Source organism: Pseudomonas sp. OA65 (assembly GCF_017498305.1).
GTDB lineage: Bacteria > Pseudomonadota > Gammaproteobacteria > Pseudomonadales > Pseudomonadaceae > Aquipseudomonas > Aquipseudomonas zanjanensis.
The window spans coordinates 1-17,518 of the sequence record NZ_JAGDEZ010000003.1 but is presented as its reverse complement, the minus strand read 5'-3'; the positions used below and the strand labels follow the sequence as shown (position 1 = coordinate 17,518).

17 protein-coding genes are annotated in these 17,518 nt (G+C 54.3%); 4 read left to right on the top strand and 13 right to left on the bottom strand.

Annotated elements, in window-relative coordinates; genetic code table 11:
* Positions 1-31 precede the first annotated feature (31 nt).
* From J3361_RS03035 to J3361_RS02985, 11 genes are all read right to left on the bottom strand, one after another.
* Positions 32-1,747 carry a biotin carboxylase N-terminal domain-containing protein gene (locus J3361_RS03035; RefSeq protein ID WP_207962436.1) on the bottom strand — a complete coding sequence of 572 codons (1,716 nt, stop codon included), beginning with the start codon at positions 1,745-1,747 and terminating at the stop codon, positions 32-34.
* A complete protein-coding gene (locus J3361_RS03030) occupies positions 1,747-3,345 on the bottom strand; it encodes an urea amidolyase family protein (protein ID WP_225936061.1) in 1,599 nt (532 codons plus the stop codon). Before J3361_RS03030 ends, J3361_RS03035 begins: the two co-directional genes overlap by 1 nt.
* Complete coding sequence (locus J3361_RS03025; RefSeq protein WP_046061906.1) at positions 3,338-4,123, bottom strand: 5-oxoprolinase subunit PxpA; 786 nt, start codon at positions 4,121-4,123, stop codon at positions 3,338-3,340. Before J3361_RS03025 ends, J3361_RS03030 begins: the two co-directional genes overlap by 8 nt.
* Before the next feature lie 53 nt (positions 4,124-4,176).
* Positions 4,177-4,470, bottom strand: a complete 294-nt coding sequence (locus J3361_RS03020) for a putative quinol monooxygenase (RefSeq protein ID WP_046061907.1) — start codon at positions 4,468-4,470, stop codon at positions 4,177-4,179.
* 34 nt (positions 4,471-4,504) lie between these two features.
* A complete protein-coding gene (locus tag J3361_RS03015) occupies positions 4,505-4,954 on the bottom strand; it encodes an OsmC family protein (RefSeq protein WP_207962434.1) in 450 nt (149 codons plus the stop codon).
* Positions 4,955-4,999: 45 nt separating this feature from the next.
* On the bottom strand, positions 5,000-5,803 hold the full coding sequence (locus J3361_RS03010; protein WP_200899316.1) for a putative hydro-lyase: 804 nt from the start codon (positions 5,801-5,803) through the stop codon (positions 5,000-5,002).
* A gap of 38 nt (positions 5,804-5,841) precedes the next feature.
* On the bottom strand, positions 5,842-6,255 hold the full coding sequence (locus J3361_RS03005) for a heme-binding protein (RefSeq protein ID WP_046061909.1): 414 nt from the start codon (positions 6,253-6,255) through the stop codon (positions 5,842-5,844).
* Positions 6,256-6,270: 15 nt separating this feature from the next.
* Positions 6,271-7,026: an SDR family NAD(P)-dependent oxidoreductase gene (locus tag J3361_RS03000; RefSeq protein ID WP_046061910.1), complete on the bottom strand. Its 756-nt coding sequence runs from the start codon at positions 7,024-7,026 to the stop codon at positions 6,271-6,273.
* A gap of 79 nt (positions 7,027-7,105) precedes the next feature.
* Positions 7,106-8,227, bottom strand: a complete 1,122-nt coding sequence (locus J3361_RS02995) for an acetoin dehydrogenase dihydrolipoyllysine-residue acetyltransferase subunit (RefSeq protein ID WP_046061911.1) — start codon at positions 8,225-8,227, stop codon at positions 7,106-7,108.
* An 11-nt stretch (positions 8,228-8,238) separates the two neighbouring features.
* Positions 8,239-9,240, bottom strand: a complete 1,002-nt coding sequence (locus J3361_RS02990) for an alpha-ketoacid dehydrogenase subunit beta (RefSeq protein ID WP_046061912.1) — start codon at positions 9,238-9,240, stop codon at positions 8,239-8,241.
* A gap of 11 nt (positions 9,241-9,251) precedes the next feature.
* Positions 9,252-10,223: a thiamine pyrophosphate-dependent dehydrogenase E1 component subunit alpha gene (locus J3361_RS02985; protein ID WP_225936062.1), complete on the bottom strand. Its 972-nt coding sequence runs from the start codon at positions 10,221-10,223 to the stop codon at positions 9,252-9,254.
* A 324-nt stretch (positions 10,224-10,547) separates the two neighbouring features.
* On the opposite strand from J3361_RS02985, the gene J3361_RS02980 reads away from it, so the two are divergent.
* Positions 10,548-11,441, top strand: a complete 894-nt coding sequence (locus J3361_RS02980; RefSeq protein ID WP_207962429.1) for a LysR family transcriptional regulator — start codon at positions 10,548-10,550, stop codon at positions 11,439-11,441.
* A 66-nt stretch (positions 11,442-11,507) separates the two neighbouring features.
* Here the strand turns inward: J3361_RS02980 and J3361_RS02975 are convergent, their stop codons facing one another.
* Entirely contained in the window at positions 11,508-12,974 is a 1,467-nt protein-coding gene (locus tag J3361_RS02975; protein WP_207962427.1) for an APC family permease, read from the bottom strand.
* A 369-nt stretch (positions 12,975-13,343) separates the two neighbouring features.
* A complete protein-coding gene (locus J3361_RS02970; protein ID WP_207962425.1) occupies positions 13,344-14,243 on the bottom strand; it encodes a LysR family transcriptional regulator in 900 nt (299 codons plus the stop codon).
* A 112-nt stretch (positions 14,244-14,355) separates the two neighbouring features.
* On the opposite strand from J3361_RS02970, the gene gcl reads away from it, so the two are divergent.
* From gcl to J3361_RS02955, 3 genes are all read left to right on the top strand, one after another.
* Positions 14,356-16,131: a glyoxylate carboligase gene (gcl, locus tag J3361_RS02965; protein ID WP_207962424.1), complete on the top strand. Its 1,776-nt coding sequence runs from the start codon at positions 14,356-14,358 to the stop codon at positions 16,129-16,131.
* A gap of 46 nt (positions 16,132-16,177) precedes the next feature.
* On the top strand, positions 16,178-16,960 hold the full coding sequence (hyi, locus tag J3361_RS02960; RefSeq protein ID WP_046061918.1) for a hydroxypyruvate isomerase: 783 nt from the start codon (positions 16,178-16,180) through the stop codon (positions 16,958-16,960).
* A 71-nt stretch (positions 16,961-17,031) separates the two neighbouring features.
* A partial coding sequence (locus tag J3361_RS02955; RefSeq protein ID WP_207962420.1) for an NAD(P)-binding domain-containing protein occupies positions 17,032-17,518 on the top strand: 487 nt, incomplete at its 3' end.

Sequence of the window (17,518 nt, the reverse complement as noted above, 5' to 3'; positions counted from 1 at the left end):
ACAACAAACCGCATAGCAATTCATGGCGATCTCAATAAAGAGCAATGGCCGCCAGAGGCTGACCTATTGAGACCATCGTTCCCGCCGAAACCTTCTGTGTAATGACGCCATCGCTCGCTGCAACAACCAACGTTTCCATTTTCATCGCTTCGATTAGCGCGACTCCATCACCCTTTCTTACAGTCGCACCGTCATCAACCAGCCACTGTTGTAAAGTGCCAGGAATCGGCGCAGTAACATCACCCTCAGCGCCCGCAGCGGGTGACGTACCCGATGAAGTAGGAACGGGCACTCCGCTGAACAATGAAGAGGGAATACCCAACTCGTGCCGTTTGCCGTCTATTTCGATGAAGCACCGATGCAAGTCGGAATTTACTGCCTCGATTCGTGGGCTCGGCGGCACACCGTTGAATTCGGTTTCAATCCAGTTGGTGTAAACGCCGAATTCAGCATCGCCATTGAAACAGGCTTCTTCCAATACCGCCCGATGAAATGGCAGCACCGACGCAACACCCTCAATGGTGAATTCTTTTAGCGCACGACGCGCACGAGCAATTGCTTGCTCGCGCGTAGACCCCGTGATGATCAGCTTAGCCATCATTGAGTCGTAAAGGCCGGGAATAACGGAGCCCGTCTCAACTCCCGATTCGACGCGAACCCCCGGCCCGGACGGAGCACGGAACAGTTTGATTCGCCCCGGCGTCGGCAAGAACCCCCTCCCCGGGTCTTCAGCATTGATACGAAACTCAAAAGCGTGGCCCCTTAATTCTGGCGCCTTGGTAATCGACAATGGCAACCCGTCAGCGATGCGCAACTGTTCAACAACGATGTCTATGCCCGTGGTCTCTTCGGTGACAGGATGTTCGACCTGCAACCGAGTATTCACTTCAAGAAATGAGATTGTTCCATTCCGCGATAAAAGAAATTCGACCGTGCCTGCGCCGGTGTAGCCGGCATGCGCACAGATCGCCCGGGCCGCCTCATGAATTCGATGACTCTGATCAGTAGTGATGAATGGCGCAGGCGCTTCCTCTACCAACTTCTGATTACGACGCTGGAGAGAACAATCGCGTGTCCCTAGAACTACTGTATTGCCGTGCTGATCGGCGATGACTTGCGCTTCGATATGTCGTGGGCGCTCAAGAAATTGTTCGGCATAGCATTCGCCACGGCCAAATGCTTCTACGGCCTCACGCACCGCGGAATTGAACAGGTCGCCCACCACTTCCAGCTTGTGAGCAACCTTCATTCCGCGACCGCCGCCGCCAAACGCAGCTTTAATCGCCAACGGCAAACCCGCTTCCTTGGCGAAGGCTATGGCTTCTGCGGCATTCGCCAAAGGACCTGGAGTACCTTTGACCAGTGGAGCACCGACGGCTTGTGCAATACGTCGGGCTTCGACCTTGTCCCCCAGTGACATAATCACCGAAGGCGAAGGTCCGACCCAGATCAATCCCGCGTCGATTACGGCCTGTGCGAACTCGGCGCGCTCAGAGAGAAATCCATAGCCTGGATGAACGGCATCAGCGCCGGCACGCTTGGCAATGTCAATGATCTTGGAAATATTTAGGTAGGTGTCGCCCGGCTTGCCCGGACCCAGCCCATAGGCCTCTTGTGCAAGCTGGACGTGCAACGACTCAGCATCAGCGTCGGAATAGATGGCCACCGACTCGACACCATAATCCCGAGCGGCACGCATGACACGGATAGCGATTTCACCGCGGTTAGCGATCAATAATTTTTTCATTATTCTTGTTCCTTAGCGATAACCTGGAAATCCACTATTGGGTTGAAGTGAATCTTGCAGCCAATAGGGATCTGCGCAGCCAGACTCAGGTGATGCGAAGCCACCACAGCTATTACCGGATAGCCGCCCGTAAGCGGGTGATCGGTTAGAAACAACACGGGCTGACCGCTTGCTGGAATCTGGATTGAGCCAGCACAGGTGCCTTCGGAAGGCAGTTCATCTTGCCGGGCACGAACCAGCGCTTGAGCCCCCTGCAGGCGTATACCTACACGACTCGATTCGGTAGTGGCCGTCCACGGCTGGCTGAAGAAGATCGAAACGGATTCTGACGTGAACCAATCAGTACGAGGCCCCATCACAACGTCAATGGTAATAAGGTCGCTTCCACAAGGGAGCGATGTACCAGCTAGAGGATATGGGTAGATCGAAACACAAGTCTCGTTGGCAGGCAGCAGGATGTCTCCTGCTTTGATTGGTGCTGGTCCCAATTTAGCCAGTGTGTCGGTGGACCTTGATCCCAACACTCTATCCACGTCAAACCCACCCCGTATTGCCAGGTAGCTACGTACGCCTGAGAGCGGCACACCAAGGGTCAAAAGGTCACCAGCATCAAGAGCAAAAGCGACACCTGGGGAGACTTCTACGGTGCGTCCATGTGCAGACCCAATGCGAATGGGTACATCAGCGCCGGTCACGGCACAAGTTACAGGCTCGCCTGCCTTCAGGGAGAACCCGCCATAAGTGATTTCGACCGCGACTGAGTCAAGCACATTACCCAGTAACTCATTCGCAGTACGCAGAGCAGCAAGGTCGGCGGCGCCTGATTCGGAGACGCCCTGATTACCTAAGCCTGGTCGTCCTGCATCTTGATAGAGGGCCGGACGATCCGTGGAAATAATTTGCAAACCGACGGAGCCTTTGGGTCGCGGTTTAGAAAATGCCTGCGCCGCAGCTTCTGCGGAAATGCAATCTCCTTTCCTGACCTCGCGAAAGCGAACCCGATCACCCGGCGCCAGCAATGCGGCGCGCTCACGGTTCAAATCCCACATCATAGAGGGAGTCGTGCCAAGCAACTGCCAGCCGCCCGGACTGTCTGTGGGGTAAACACCGCAAAATGGTCCTGCAACCGCAACAGAGCCGGCAGGAATTCGCACTCGCGGGCTATTCCGACGCGGTACATCCAACTGATCGTCGTCACAGGTCATGTAAGCAAAACCTGGCGCGAATCCAGTAAAAGCGACGGTGAACGTGGCGGCGCTGTGGCGGCGTATCAGTTCCTCCACAGTCCAGCCCAGGTGAGACGCTACAAATTCCAAGTCTTCGCCATCATAAATGACCGGAATTTCGATCAACTGCCCTACAGACTGGGCTCGGCGATCCAACTCAACGCCACTGATCAACCTGACCAGGTCGTCATGGCTTATGACCAGTGGATCGAAACGAACAAGTAACGTCCGGGCGCCGGGAATTATCTCCTCTATCCCCTCGAAAACCGCAGCAACAATAGCCTCGAACATTGCCAGAGTAGTGTCTAAATCTGGCAACTCAATCAGCACTCCTGTACATCCGGCTCGCCGGAACTGCAGGAAATCACTCACGCCCACCTCCGTTCACTCCAGGAATGAAACTGGCGATATGAACGCCATTGGCAATGAACGCTTCTTTCAACACACGGGCCGTCGCAACAGAAGTCGCATTGTCTCCGTGGATGCAGATCGAGTCGGCTTCAATAGTAATTTCTACGCCGTCAATTGACTCAATCACTCGGTCCTTTACGAGTCGCAGCATGCGTTTTGCGATCACTTCCGGATCGTGAATTACGGCACCTGGGAGTCGCCGGTTCACCAACGAGCCGTCGGCGCTGTAAGCCCGATCGGCGAATGCCTCGCAGACCACTCGAAGTCCTGCTTGACGTGCCTGTTGAACAATCGGCGCCCCTGCCAACGCCAGCAAGGTAAGCTCAGGATCGATTGCCTTGATCGCTGCAATTACATCCGAAGCCTGTCGAGCATCGTTGGCGATTGTGTTGTAAAGCGCACCATGGGGTTTCACGTAGTGGATGGAAGTGCCCGCCGCTTTGGCTAAACCTTGAAGCGCACCAATCTGGTAAATCACATCCCCAATCAGCTCGGCGCTAGAAGGCTCCATTGCCCGGCGACCGAAGCCGACGAGATCACGGTAGCCTACATGGGCTCCAATGACGACACGGCGAGACATTGCCTCCCTAATTACAGACAAGATGCCTGCTGGGTCTCCTGCGTGGAATCCGCAGGCGATGTTGGCACTGGATACCAGATCCAGCATCGCTGAATCATCACCCATCGGCCATGGGCCGAAGCTCTCACCAAGGTCGCTGTTGAGGTCGATACTAACCATATTGTTTATGTCTCAACATTAGTCATAAAACACGGGCACCTATTCGCAGCAACTTAAGAAACGCGCGTGTATTTCGTCAGGGTCGACGCCTTGATCAAATGGCCATATTTCTCACCGAAGGCCTTCGAAAAATCGCTGCTCGAATGCAGTTGCAACGCTGCCTCGTCATCCCAAATTTCGTAGAACAGAAACTCACCTGCATTTTCATTGGAGACATGCAGGTCATACTGCACGAACCCCTTCTCGGTCTTGGCGACTGGTACCAGCGTCTGCAGCGCCGCCCTTAGCTCGACCTCTTTACCCGGCTGAGCTGTAACCGTTGCAACCACAACCAACTTATTGCTCATACGTCACCTCTTCACTTTATTAATCACTATCGATTTAACCGACTCGCACCGAAACTTTGGTCTTGATCGAGTTGGCAATAAAACATCCCTTGTGCGCGCGATGGTGCAGTCGCTCAAGAGTGCGCGCATCAGGTTGCTTATCCGAGCTGAACTGGACCTTTGGATTGAGGGTTATTTCCGATACCCAAAAGCCACCTTCATCACGCTTGTCGACCACGCCCACGGCGTTGTCAGTATAGGTGCTGACCACATATCCCTGACCTTCTGCGAGTGCAAGGAAATACAACATATGGCAACTCGCGAGGGCACTAACCAGGAGTTGCTCGGGATCGGCTTTCTCCGACGAACCCAAGTAGTCCACAGCCGCTGAGGCCATGATCTTCACCTCTGGACTGACGTGAACTATCAGGTCGCGACTATAGGTTTCCGGCTTGGTCGAGTGCGCCGCAGCACTCCACTCCAGATCCACAACATGCTCAGACATTCAGCCTCCTTGAACTTAGTTTCTGTGAACGCACAAAACTGAATATCAAGCCACTGACAACTCGTTAGCATCAGCGGGTAAATCGGTTACCAACATGTAACCAGGCTCGTGGGTAATGGCGATGTCCACATTAGCTTGTTGGATAGCCATTTGCGGGGTGACTCCACATGCCCAAAAACCGAGAATGTCGCCTTCCTGAATAACCGGAACGTCACCGAAGTCAGGCTGATAGATGTCTTTGATACCGATTTCTTCAGGATTACCAATGTGCACCGGGGCACCGTGCGCGAGTGGGAAACGCGACGACAGCAAAATAGCTTGAACCAGATCGCTTGGGCTAAAGGCTCGCATGGATACGACCATGTTCCCTTTGAACGGCCCGTTCTGCACCGTTGGTAAATTCGTCTTGTACATGGGAACGTTGCGCTTGGCCGTGATATGCCTGATCTCAATACCCGCATTCAAAATAGCGTTTTCGAATGAGAAAGAGCAGCCGAGCGCGAAGATGACGAGATCATCTCTCCAGATACTCAGCAGGTTATCCACCGTGTCGATATGAACCCCCTGCCGATATACACGATAACGTGCCACATCAGTCCTGATGTCGATGTCGCCCGCTAAAGGTAAAGAAGGGTCTCCAGGCCTCCCCATGGCTACCAGCGGGCAGCTCTTGGGATTCTTGTCACAAAACCCTTTGAAATCAGCTGCATATTGAGCTGGCAAAATCATTAGGTTTGCCTGCATGTAGCCGTCAGCGTAACCGCTCGTTGGGCCACGTAACTGACCGTCCCGAATCATTTGACGGACTTCCTGCGCTGACTTCGTTTGCATCGCTTTAATCGGTTCCATCGACTGTCACCTGTTCGGCAGTATCAAGGTATGCATATCTATTTTTCTTGGATTGCCGAAACGATCACATTTGCAATCGCTTCGTCGGCCTCTACAGGGCCGCCGGAAACACCCACACCACCGATGACTGAGTCGCCGTCAAAGACTGGAAATCCACCGCCGAACACCACAAACGGACGAGAGCATGAACGTTCAAGCCCGTACAACGCAGCTCCCGGCTGTACAACATCCATCCATGCAGCCGTGGGCTGTCGAAATGCTGCAGCCGTATAGGCTTTGTTCTGTGCAATTTCAATGGTGCCAAATGCAGCATCGTCCACACGGATCGAGGCGATTAGATGACCTCCTTCGTCGACCACCGAGAGCGTTGAGCGCTGATTCAGCTCTTTCGCTTTTCGTATGCCAGCAGTCAAACCAAGAAGTGCTGTCTCATGCGTAATTTTTTTCGCCATGACACCTACCTCATATCAGTTATAAGCGCCGCCACACACATTGATTGCCTGTGCGGTGACGTAAGAGGATTCGTCGGACGCCAGATATACAAATAGGGGCGCCACCTCATTTGGGGTCGCTTGACGTCCCAATGGAATGTTCGCTTGAACGACCGAATCCTGTTTGCTCTTACCGCCCATGAAGTCGATGATTGGCTGATTGAACGGCGTATCAATCCATCCTGGGCATACGGCGTTAACCCGCACGCCATCTTTAGCCAGCTCAATGGCCAGCGAATTAGTAAGCCCAATAATTGCTGCCTTTGATGCAGAATAACAACTCAGACCTGGCCCTCCTCGTTTGCCAGCCAATGAAGACATCAACACGACAGATGAGTTTGTTGCTTCGCGCAAATAAGGCAAGGATTCTTGAATAAATACGAAATTAGCCCTCACGTTGATGGCAAATACTTTATCCCAAGCTTCCATAGCAAAATCTTCAATATTACCGGATAACTGAACGCCAGCATTCAGACACAAAGTATTTATACCACCAAGCCAACCTGCGGCGTTATTTACGACTTCGCGGATTTCGCTCTCGCGCGAAAGGTCCGCCCGGAAAAACTTAACTGATCTCGGGTGACGACTTTGTATTTCCATGCCGCGTTTTTCGTCAATATCAACCACCGCTACAGTGGCGCCTTCGGCAACAAAAGAGTCCAGGATTGCCAATCCTATGTTGGCAACTCCCCCCGTCAAAAGGACGCACTTACCCTTCAATCGATTGGCCATTTTATCCGCCTATACGAAAATTACATATTCAAATTTTTCTGGCGCCTCCAACATCGAGGCGCCAGATCAGAAGTAAGCGTTACTTTGCTTTTGCGATATTTTCAATAAGCAGCCGATTAACCTCTGCGGTCGATTCCATTTGAGGCATATGGCCTACGCTCGGCAGTATATTAAGTATGACGTTTTGTGGAACTTCAGATTCCGTTGGCATTGGCACAATCTCGTCGCGTTCACCCCAAATCAGCAGCACGGGACCTCTGAACTTACTCAACGTCGCCGTAATCGATTGCACTTGCCCTTGTTCGTTGGCAATTACGTCTTTAATTGCTCCGAGGGCCGCAGGAACACCTTCCAGTCGCTTGAACTGCAGGGTCGCCTCGACCATGTCATTGCTAATTTTCGACGGATCGGCGAACAGTCGCTCCAATACTTCCTTCAGCGGACGGCGTCGCTCAGCGGTGACGAAATCATCAAGGAATAGTTTATTAATGGAGGTACTCAGGCCAATAGGCGCTAGAAGGCTAAGCGACGCGACAGCTTCGCCCTTGCGCTCAGTCAAGGCAGCAGCAACAGCCCCGCCGAAGGAATGTGCTATTAGATGGAGCTTGCCTTTAGCCAGGCTATCGATCGCTTTCTCGACCGCGTCGGTCAAGGAACCCAGCACATCCCCCCCGCTAATGGGCGTCGATGCGCCATGACCGGGAAGATCCAACGCCAATACGCGAAAATCTTTGGCGAGCGCGTCCTGGTTGAACATCCACGTGGACAGATCACCACCAAAACCGTGAAGCAAAACCACCGTGTTTTCGCTTTCGGGCCCGATGACCAATGCGTTGATGACCGTACCGTCGCCGACATCGATTTTCTTTGCCGCAACTGCGCCAGACTCTTCGTCAGCATCCTGCTTGATCGAGCTCGCAAACTGAGCAATGAAAGCATCAATGTCTTCATCAGTGGCGCTGTCGTCTGCGACAACAGCCACCAATGCGCCTACCGGGGCGGTATCTCCCTCGGGCACCACAATCCTGCGCAATGTGCCGCTGACTGGAGACTCCACCGCATTGGTAGTCTTGGTCGACTCGACCTCCATAATTTCTTGACCGCGCTCGATCCGATCACCGACCGCTACCATCCACTCAGCCAACAACCCTTCGGTCATGGTCATTCCCCACTTGGGAATGGTGATTGCTTCGATAGACATAGACCCAACCTCTAAATGATGGACTTGACCGCTTTGATCACAGCGTCGGCATTAGGAACATAGGCATCTTCCAAGTTCGGCGCGTAAGGGACCGGCGAGTGAGGAGCCGTTACCATCTTGATAGGCGCCTTCAGGGCGTGGAAACATTTGTCGGCAAGCAGGGCCGAGATATCCGCCGCCATGCCACAGCGCGGATTAGCCTCATCAATGATGACGACGCGGCCGATCTCTTCGGTGAACTCCAGCAGAGTGTCTTCATCTAGCGGCGAGGTGGTCCGAGGGTCAATCACACAAGCAGACACACCTTCCGATGCGAGTTTGCGAGCAGCTTCTTCAGCGACTTGAACCATTCTGCCAAAGGCAATTAACAGCACGTCATTCCCATCGCGAACTACCCGGGCCTCACCAAACGGGACGGTGTAAGCGCCATCCGGCACTTCACCAACCATGTCGTAAAGCATTTTGTGCTCCAGGAAAATAACCGGATCATCATCGCGGATCGCCTGCAACAAAAGCCCTTTGGCATCGTAAGGGTTCGATGGAATCACCACTTTCAAACCGGGGAAGTGCGTGAACACTGGGTAGAAGGCCTGGGTATGTTGAGCTGCCGAACGGGTGCCCGCCCCAAACGTTGCCCGAATCACCAGAGGGGTACGTGCGTGACCACCAAACATGTACCGAAACTTCGCGATCTGATTGACGATTTGATCGAGACACACACCTGCAAAGTCTACAAACATCAGCTCGGCAATCGGACGCATGCCGGTGAGCGCAGCACCCGCAGCCGCACCAACGAATGCTGTTTCGCTGATCGGTGTATCGCGCACTCGTTCCGGACCGAAAGCCCCCAATAGCCCGCGCGTTACGCCAAAAGGACCGCCCCACGCGTCTTTAACACCATTGGCACCGGCACCACCGGTCAGATCCTCCCCCATCATGATTACTTTCGGATCGCGTGCCATTTCCAAGTGAAGGGCATCGTTGAGAGCCTGACGATAAGAAATTTTAGCCATTACGAAGCTCCTTACAGGTACTTGACGTAGACGTCAGAGGTGAGTGCCGAAAGCGGAGGAAGCGGCGCGGCGCGAGCAGCAGAAACTGCTTCATTCACTGCTTGCTCGATCTCCTCATCAATGGCTTTCAGTGCATCCTGTAGGGACTGCGATTCGACCGCGGCACGGAACTTGGTCAGGCAATCTTGTTCGAGGCGCATGGCTTTCTTTTCTTCGGGGGTGCGGTAACTGTCCGGATCACCACTGTAGTGGCCGTAATAACGAGGGACATGAACATGAATCAGACTCGGACCGCCACCATTACGGGCACGCTCAATCGCCTCACCGGCGACGCTATAGACCTTGAACAGATCAGTGCCATCTACTTCTGCGGCAGGGATACCGTAACCAGCAGCTCGCCCAGTAAAAGTACCGGCCGACACGAATTCATTTGCGGTCGCTTCGCCAAAACCATTGTCTTCAATGACGAACACCATTGGGAGCATCCAGATTTTTGCCAAGTTGAGGCTTTCTGCCATGGCTCCCTCGTTCATCGCACCGTCGCCGGCGAATGCTATGGCAACATGCTTGGTCCCCGTTAGCTTGGCAGTCAGCGCTGCGCCACAGGTGATCGGTGCACCACCCGCAACAATGCCGTTGGCACCGAGCATCCCTTTGCGCAGATCGGCAATATGTTGCGAACCGCCTTTACCACCACAAGTGCCAGTGGCCTTGCCGAAAATTTCAGCCATCATACCGACGATGTCACAGCCCTTTGCAATACAGTGGCCGTGTCCACGGTGGGTGGAAGAGATATAGTCCTCATCAGACAAATGCATGCACACGCCCACCGCACTTGCTTCCTGACCAGCGTACAAGTGGGTGTTCCCAGGGATATCACCGGTCCCCATCTCAATCATGATGCGCTCTTCGAAAACGCGGATGGTCTGCATGGCCCGATAGGCTTCGAGCAACCGTTCACGTGATAAATGTTGCGAGAACATTCCACTTCTCCTCATTCGAACTTTGCTTTCGGATTTTTTGTAAGTAGCAAATAGAGCTTTGGCCTACACCATACACTCGACATCAGCTTCCCATGGACGCGGCGGGAACCAAAACCTGTGAACCCATCGTCGCGCGCAGCACTGATAACGTCCAATTGTGATTGCGGATTGCTTGAGATAACGTCCGCTTATCAAATCATTCGACTTTTCCGCTTGAGTGGGAGATCTTGAAAAAAGATTCACCATTTAGTTTGCTGCGGTAACCTGTCTAGGACGCCATCTGGCGAGACAACAAGCTGACGAACCATGATAGAGAGACACTGAATGATCGACTTGAGAAGCCTTCAGACGTTTTATGCGGTCGCTCAACAAGGAGGATTTCACAAGGCGGCGGAGAAGCTTCACACCTCTCAGCCAGCGGTGTCAGCGCGTATCGCGCAGCTCGAGCGCCATCTGAAATGCCGGCTTCTGGAGCGAGACAAACGAGGATGTTTTCTTACGCCCCAAGGCCGGGAATTGCTGACCTATGCGGAACGAATGTTTGCGCTTGAAAACGAGATGATCGAGGCAGTTGCCGGTCATGGAGGGCTTCGAGGCACCGTAAGCTTAGGCGCCTCTGACACCATCGTGCACGCATGGCTTTCCGATCTGCTCAAGCATTTAAACCGTGAGTATCCGGAAATAACTCTAGAGATAGTGGTGGACAGCACAACCAACATGACGGCGGGCCTGGCAGACTTTAGCCTCGATGTTGCGCTGCTGATGGGCCCTGTGAACATAGGCAATGCGGAAAATCTACCGCTGTGCCAATACCCGATCACTTGGATCAAATCTAAAGAGCTAGATATTGGTACCGACACCCCCAGCCTGGCAGTATTAGCTGAATTCCCAATCATTACCTATGCCCGAGTCACCCGACCTTATTGGCAACTCAAGGAAATGTTTGAACGAGAGAATCTGCACCGAACAAAAATTTTCGCCAATTCCTCCCTGTCATCAATCGTGCGCATGACACTCGACGGCATTGGTATCGCTGCTATTCCTCAGCACGTCGTTGCTGAAGAGCTCGCAAGTGGAAAACTTGAAATCGTCAATACTCCACATGAGATGCCAGTCATGTCATTTACAGCGAGCTTTATCGAGCGACCCGATATGCCACTAAACCGTATCGTCGCTCAGCTCGCACAGAAGGTTGCCGCCGATTACTGGCGCATCTGAAAGCAGTGAATGCTGAAATGCGAAACGGGGCCAAGGCCCCGTTTCTCATTTCAACGCTTCCCAATGTTAACAGTGATGAGCACGCCCCAATCGCGCGAATACTTCTGGGCGCTTGAACTTGTAAAACTGAGCTAGCCCCATGCCGGCAAACAGAACTCCAATCAGGCAATACAGCATCCAACGCCGCTCGCCCGGCTCGCCGCCTACCAGCAAGTGGAAGTGGTACGCCACTAAACCGACCAGCGAGACGAAGAAAATCGTGGATATTGCCGGAGCCAGGAATGCTTTGAGAAAACTTGCGCCCTCTTGCTTGCCACGACGTACGTACCAAGTCAAAGCGGACAGGTTGACGATAGTCATCAGGATGATGACCCCGGAGGTCCCTAATCCAGAGAGCTGACCATACAAAAATTCTGGCCGCACATTCATCACGATGAACGGGATCAGAATGGCCAGCACCATGAGCGACACCGCCATGGACGCTGCGAACGGGGACGAGTGCCGAGTATGGATGTTACTGAAAAAGCGTGGGATAGCACCGTCTGTTCCCAGATTAAATAGATAGCGCGAGAGAACATTGTGCGTCGACAGACTCGCAGCAAATGCCGAGCTCAGCACCAAGATAGTGATGATTACCTGGACACGGTTATCGACGAAAAGACCGAAAGCATTGGGGAACATAGTCGCAGGACTGTCGGTCGCCACAGCCTGCGCCGTGTGACCGTACGCCATGATCATCGCATACGCGCAAAGCGTGTAAAGAATCCCAATGAAGATGATCGAGCCGTAGGTGGCACGAGGTATGGTGATATCCGGATTTTTGCATTCGTCACGAAACAGTGCCGTCGCCTCGAACCCCATGAAGAAAGAGACCGCAAACAACATTGCGAAGGGAATATTCACCCCTTCTTTCGTCAACTCTCCCGGCGCGAACGGAGCACCGGTGGCGAGCTCTCCATTGCCGCCTGCCTGGAGCACACCAAAAGCGAACGCGAGGCAAATGACAATTTCAGTCAGCATCACCCAGAAGAGCACCTTGGCCGAAAGCTCCACATGCAAATAACCAAGAATACCAACAGCGGCCCAGCATCCCAAAGTAAACACGTACCAGGGCAACGCGGTACCGGTTAGGCTTTTTTGGAGTTCGGCACAAGAAACGCCGAAATAGGAAGTGACGCCCGCCAGCAGCATGAAATAGGACAAGGCTGCGGCGATGCCAGAACCCAAGCCTGCCGATTTGCCCAAGCCATAGCTGATGAAGGCGTAGAAATCACCCGGTCGCTTGACCGCGTTATTCAAAGTCACGTAACCGATACCGAACAGCAACATCATTATACCGACGATTATAAAGAGCAACGGCGATGCGATACCACCGAACATCAGAGAAACAGGGATATACCCTGCCACTGTCGTCAAAGGCGCCGAAAATGCCAGAACCGTCATGGCTAAACTGAGCGCACCCATACTCCCTGATAGCTTGATCGGCGCACTCTTGACACTCGCCACGCTTTCAGCCTCTAAACTAACTGCCATTTCCTTTCTCCTTCGAATTGTATGCGTACAACTAACGTAATAGACAGATTCAAGTATTACGGTCGGCTATACGCCACTTTTTTTGTTGTAGGGATACTCGGCTTAATGCACACAACTCTGAATGTCCGTTCTTCCTTTCGTTTCTCAGAACGTTCGTTCAGGATCCTTCCGACATCGTATGGAGCGTGCTCATCGCGCTGTGGCAATCGTTGCTCTCGGCACCGATAACGTCAAATTCTTATTGCCGATTGAATCTGATCATAAAAAGCTATCACCCTGACCAGGCGCCGGAACGGCGCAGTGGAGCGACATTTTTAGCGGTAAATCCGTCATAACGCGCTTAAAACAGGTGCATTCCAGAGCGAATCGCTACCAGTATCCAGGTTGCTGGTAAACGGCTTTTAGAAAATCGATAAAGTGTCGTACCTTGGCAGGTAAGTATCGTTGCTGTGGGTATACGGCCTGGATGTCATAATTAGGAAGGGCGAAGTCATCGAGTACCGTAACGAGCTCCCCGCTCATGAGCTCTCTCTGGATCTCCCACGTAGATCGCCATCCAATCCCTACTCCTTGGCGCATCCATGCAAAGAGCAGTTCTCCATCGTTGCAGGCTAGATTGCCGCCGACGCGTATGGCCACTGCTCTGCCGTCTTGCTGAAAGGTCCATCCCCGCTGCTGACCGCCTTGGGAAGTAAACGCCAGGCAGTTGTGTCCAGCTAACTCCTCTAGTGTTGTCGGCGTTCCATGCGCCTTGAAATACGCAGGCGTCCCGCACACGACCCGCCGATTAGAGAACAATTTAATGGCAACATAGTTTGGATCTGTCACCGGACCGATCCTAATACTCATGTCATAACCCTCCCCCACCAAATCCACCAGGCTGTCAGTGAGATTGAAAGACAGCTTCAGGTGCGGGAACTGACGGTGAAAAGCCAAAGCATGTGGCGCAACGTGCAAGCGTCCAAACCCAGCTGGCGCGGACAAAAGCAAGTTTCCGGTAACCCGTTTCGCACTGCTGCTGATGTCCGCCTCGATATCATCAAATTCCCGTATCAGCGACCTCGCTCTCTCAAGCAATTGCTCACCCAATTCGGTCAGGTGCAGCCCACGGGTTGAACGATGCATCAACTTCACACCCAGACGTCTCTCTAGAGAGTCCAGTCTCCGTCCCAACATGGCAGGCGTTACCCCTTCACTGAGCGCCGCGGCTGCAAAGCTGCCCTTTTGAGCAATTTGAATGAAGCTGTGGAGTTCTGTGTAACGAGCCATTCGATACCTTTTATATCGACAGAAAGCATTATTTGGGGGTTCATCGCCTTAAAAAGCTAATCCAAACTGCAGACCTCTACAAAAGATATGGGTTCGGCCCTAGGACTACACCATGGCAAAAATAAGAGCAATAGATGCAGCCGTTTTGGTGATGCGCCGTGAAGGTGTGGACACCGCTTTCGGCATCCCGGGTGCCGCGATCAACCCGCTGTACTCCGCCTTGCAGAGAAACGGTGGTATTGATCACGTCCTCGCTCGTCACGTGGAAGGCGCTTCGCACATGGCGGAGGGTTATACCCGCGCCAAGGCCGGCAAAATTGGCGTGTGCATCGGCACCTCCGGCCCTGCTGGGACCGACATGGTCACTGGCCTTTACAGCGCGTCGGCCGACTCAATTCCGATCCTCTGCATCACTGGGCAAGCCCCCCGCGCTCGTATGCACAAGGAAGACTTCCAGGCCGTCGACATCACCGCCATCGTCAAACCAGTGACTAAATGGGCGACCACCGTCATGGAGCCAGGTCAGGTGCCGTACGCGTTTCAAAAAGCCTTCTATGAAATGCGCTCCGGTCGCCCTGGACCAGTCCTGATAGACCTGCCGTTTGACGTGCAGGTGGCCGAAATCGAATTTGACATCGACGCCTATCAGCCGCTGCCCCTGGCCAAGCCAGCCGCCAACCGGGTGCAGATCGAGAAGGCCTTGGCGATGCTGAATCAGGCTGAGCGCCCATTGCTGGTAGCTGGAGGCGGCATCATCAACGCCGATGCCAGCAAACTCCTAGTGGAGTTTGCCGAACTGACCGGCATCCCGGTGATTCCGACCTTGATGGGCTGGGGCACCATACCGGACGATCACCCGCTGATGGTCGGTATGGTCGGCTTGCAGACGTCCCATCGCTACGGTAACGCGACGATGCTCAAATCCGACTTGGTGTTGGGTATCGGTAATCGTTGGGCCAATCGTCATACCGGCTCGGTGGATGTCTACACCGAAGGCCGCACGTTCATCCACGTCGACATCGAGGGCACACAGATCGGCCGTGTGTTTACGCCTGACCTGGGCATCGTTTCCGACGCGGCCTTGGCCCTTACCGTATTCATCGAAGTGGCTCGTGAGTGGCAAGCCGATGGCAAGCTGAAGGATCGCATTGCCTGGCTCCAGGATTGCCAGCAACGCAAAGCCAACCTGCAGCGCAAGACCCACTTCGACAACGTGCCGGTGAAGCCGCAGCGTGTCTACGAGGAAATGAACCAAGTGTTCGGCAAGGACACCTGCTATGTCAGCACCATCGGTCTGTCGCAGATCGCCGGGGCGCAGTTCCTTCATGTTTACAAACCACGCCACTGGATCAACTGCGGCCAAGCGGGTCCTTTGGGCTGGACGATTCCGGCCGCGCTGGGGGTGGTCAAGGCCGACCCGAGCCGCAAGGTCGTGGCGCTGTCGGGCGACTATGATTTCCAGTTCATGATCGAAGAGCTGGCGGTGGGTGCGCAGTTCAAGCTGCCTTACATCCATGTCGTGGTGAACAATTCCTACCTGGGCTTGATTCGCCAGGCACAGCGCGGTTTCGACATGGATTACTGCGTGCAGCTATCGTTCGACAACCTCAACGCCCCGGAACTCAACGGTTATGGCGTAGACCACATCGCTGTGGCCGAGGGCCTTGGCTGCAAGGCTATACGTGTGTTCGAACCGTCTGAAATTGCCCCTGCTCTTCGCAAAGCCGAGCGGATGATCGAAGAGTTCAAAGTTCCGGTGGTCGTCGAGATTATTCTGGAGCGAGTGACCAACATTTCCATGGGCACCGAGATCAACGCCGTCAATGAATTCGAAGAATTGGCGCTGGTCGGCAACGATGCACCGACGGCCACTTCATTGCTGGACTAACAATTGATTGCTCCCACGGGGGCTTGCAAATTTATGGGAGACCATCATGCCGCGTTTCGCCGCGAACCTGTCCATGCTGTTTACCGAGCAGGACTTCCTCGCCCGTTTCGAAGCGGCCGCCAAGGCCGGTTTCAGTGGTGTCGAGTACCTGTTTCCTTACGATTACAGCTCTGCCGAGCTCAAGGCCCTGCTCGACGGCAACGGCTTGACCCAGGTGCTGTTCAACCTGCCGGCCGGCGAATGGGCCAAAGGCGAGCGCGGCATTGCCTGCCTGCCGGACCGGGTTGAGGAATTCTGCGCCGGGGTCGACCGGGCGATCGCCTATGCCAAGGTGATGGGCAATACCCAGGTCAATTGCCTGGCCGGGATCCGTCCGCAAAACTGTGACGAGGCAATTTTAGAACAAACTTTCGTTGCCAATCTGAGGTACGCCGCCGAAAAGCTCCAGGGCGCCGGCATAAAGCTGGTGATGGAAGCCATCAACACCCGCGACATCCCGGGTTTCTTCCTGAACAACACCGCCCAGGCCCTGTCGATCCGTGAGCAGGTAGGCAGCGCCAACCTGTTCCTGCAATACGACATCTATCACATGCAAATCATGGAAGGCGATCTGGCCCGAACACTGTCGGCGCACCTGGGCGAGATCAACCACGTGCAACTGGCGGACAACCCGGGCCGCAACGAGCCGGGTACGGGCGAGATCAACTACCGCTTCCTGTTCGAACACCTGGATCGCATCGGCTACCAGGGGTGGGTCGGTTGCGAATACAAGCCATTGACCACCACTGAAGCCGGCCTGGGCTGGCTGAAGACCCATAACGCGATCTGACCCGACTCGCTCCCACAGGAAAGCAGTCCCTCATTTGCCTGAAGCAGCGATAACAACAAGAGGATTTTCTCATGGCTAAAATCGGATTCATCGGTACCGGCATCATGGGCCACCCCATGGCACTGAACCTGCAAAAGGCCGGTCACAGCCTGTTCCTGTCCCAGCACCACAACGCGGCCCCGGCCGATCTGCTGGCCGGCGGCGCGGTGGCCTTGGCCAACCCGAAGGAAGTGGCCCAGGAAGCCGAGTTCATCATCGTCATGGTTCCGGACACGCCGCAGGTCGACGACGTGCTGTTCCGCGCCGATGGCGTCGCGGCGGGCGTGGGCGCGGGCAAGGTGGTGATCGACATGAGTTCGATCTCCCCCACCGCCACCAAGGCGTTCGCGGCGAAGATCAATGAAAAAGGCGCGCAGTACCTCGATGCCCCGGTCTCCGGTGGTGAAGTCGGTGCCAAGGCCGCCACCCTGAGCATCATGGTCGGTGGCGACAGCGCCGCCTTCGAACGCGCGCTGCCACTGTTCCAGGCCATGGGCAAGAACATCACCCTGGTGGGCG

Bases quoted from the DNA above. Each gene is read 5' to 3' on its own strand.
- J3361_RS03035 (WP_207962436.1), bottom strand. From the start codon at position 1,747: ATGAAAAAATTATTGATCGCTAACCGCGGTGAAATCGCTATCCGTGTC.
- J3361_RS03025 (WP_046061906.1), bottom strand. From the start codon at position 4,123: ATGGTTAGTATCGACCTCAACAGCGACCTTGGTGAGAGCTTCGGCCCA.
- J3361_RS03020 (WP_046061907.1), bottom strand. From the start codon at position 4,470: ATGAGCAATAAGTTGGTTGTGGTTGCAACGGTTACAGCTCAGCCGGGT.
- J3361_RS03015 (WP_207962434.1), bottom strand. From the start codon at position 4,954: ATGTCTGAGCATGTTGTGGATCTGGAGTGGAGTGCTGCGGCGCACTCG.
- J3361_RS03010 (WP_200899316.1), bottom strand. From the start codon at position 5,803: ATGGAACCGATTAAAGCGATGCAAACGAAGTCAGCGCAGGAAGTCCGT.
- J3361_RS03005 (WP_046061909.1), bottom strand. From the start codon at position 6,255: ATGGCGAAAAAAATTACGCATGAGACAGCACTTCTTGGTTTGACTGCT.
- J3361_RS03000 (WP_046061910.1), bottom strand. From the start codon at position 7,026: ATGGCCAATCGATTGAAGGGTAAGTGCGTCCTTTTGACGGGGGGAGTT.
- J3361_RS02995 (WP_046061911.1), bottom strand. From the start codon at position 8,227: ATGTCTATCGAAGCAATCACCATTCCCAAGTGGGGAATGACCATGACC.
- J3361_RS02990 (WP_046061912.1), bottom strand. From the start codon at position 9,240: ATGGCTAAAATTTCTTATCGTCAGGCTCTCAACGATGCCCTTCACTTG.
- J3361_RS02985 (WP_225936062.1), bottom strand. From the start codon at position 10,223: ATGTTCTCGCAACATTTATCACGTGAACGGTTGCTCGAAGCCTATCGG.
- J3361_RS02980 (WP_207962429.1), top strand. From the start codon at position 10,548: ATGATCGACTTGAGAAGCCTTCAGACGTTTTATGCGGTCGCTCAACAA.
- J3361_RS02975 (WP_207962427.1), bottom strand. From the start codon at position 12,974: ATGGCAGTTAGTTTAGAGGCTGAAAGCGTGGCGAGTGTCAAGAGTGCG.
- J3361_RS02970 (WP_207962425.1), bottom strand. From the start codon at position 14,243: ATGGCTCGTTACACAGAACTCCACAGCTTCATTCAAATTGCTCAAAAG.
- gcl (WP_207962424.1), top strand. From the start codon at position 14,356: ATGGCAAAAATAAGAGCAATAGATGCAGCCGTTTTGGTGATGCGCCGT.
- hyi (WP_046061918.1), top strand. From the start codon at position 16,178: ATGCCGCGTTTCGCCGCGAACCTGTCCATGCTGTTTACCGAGCAGGAC.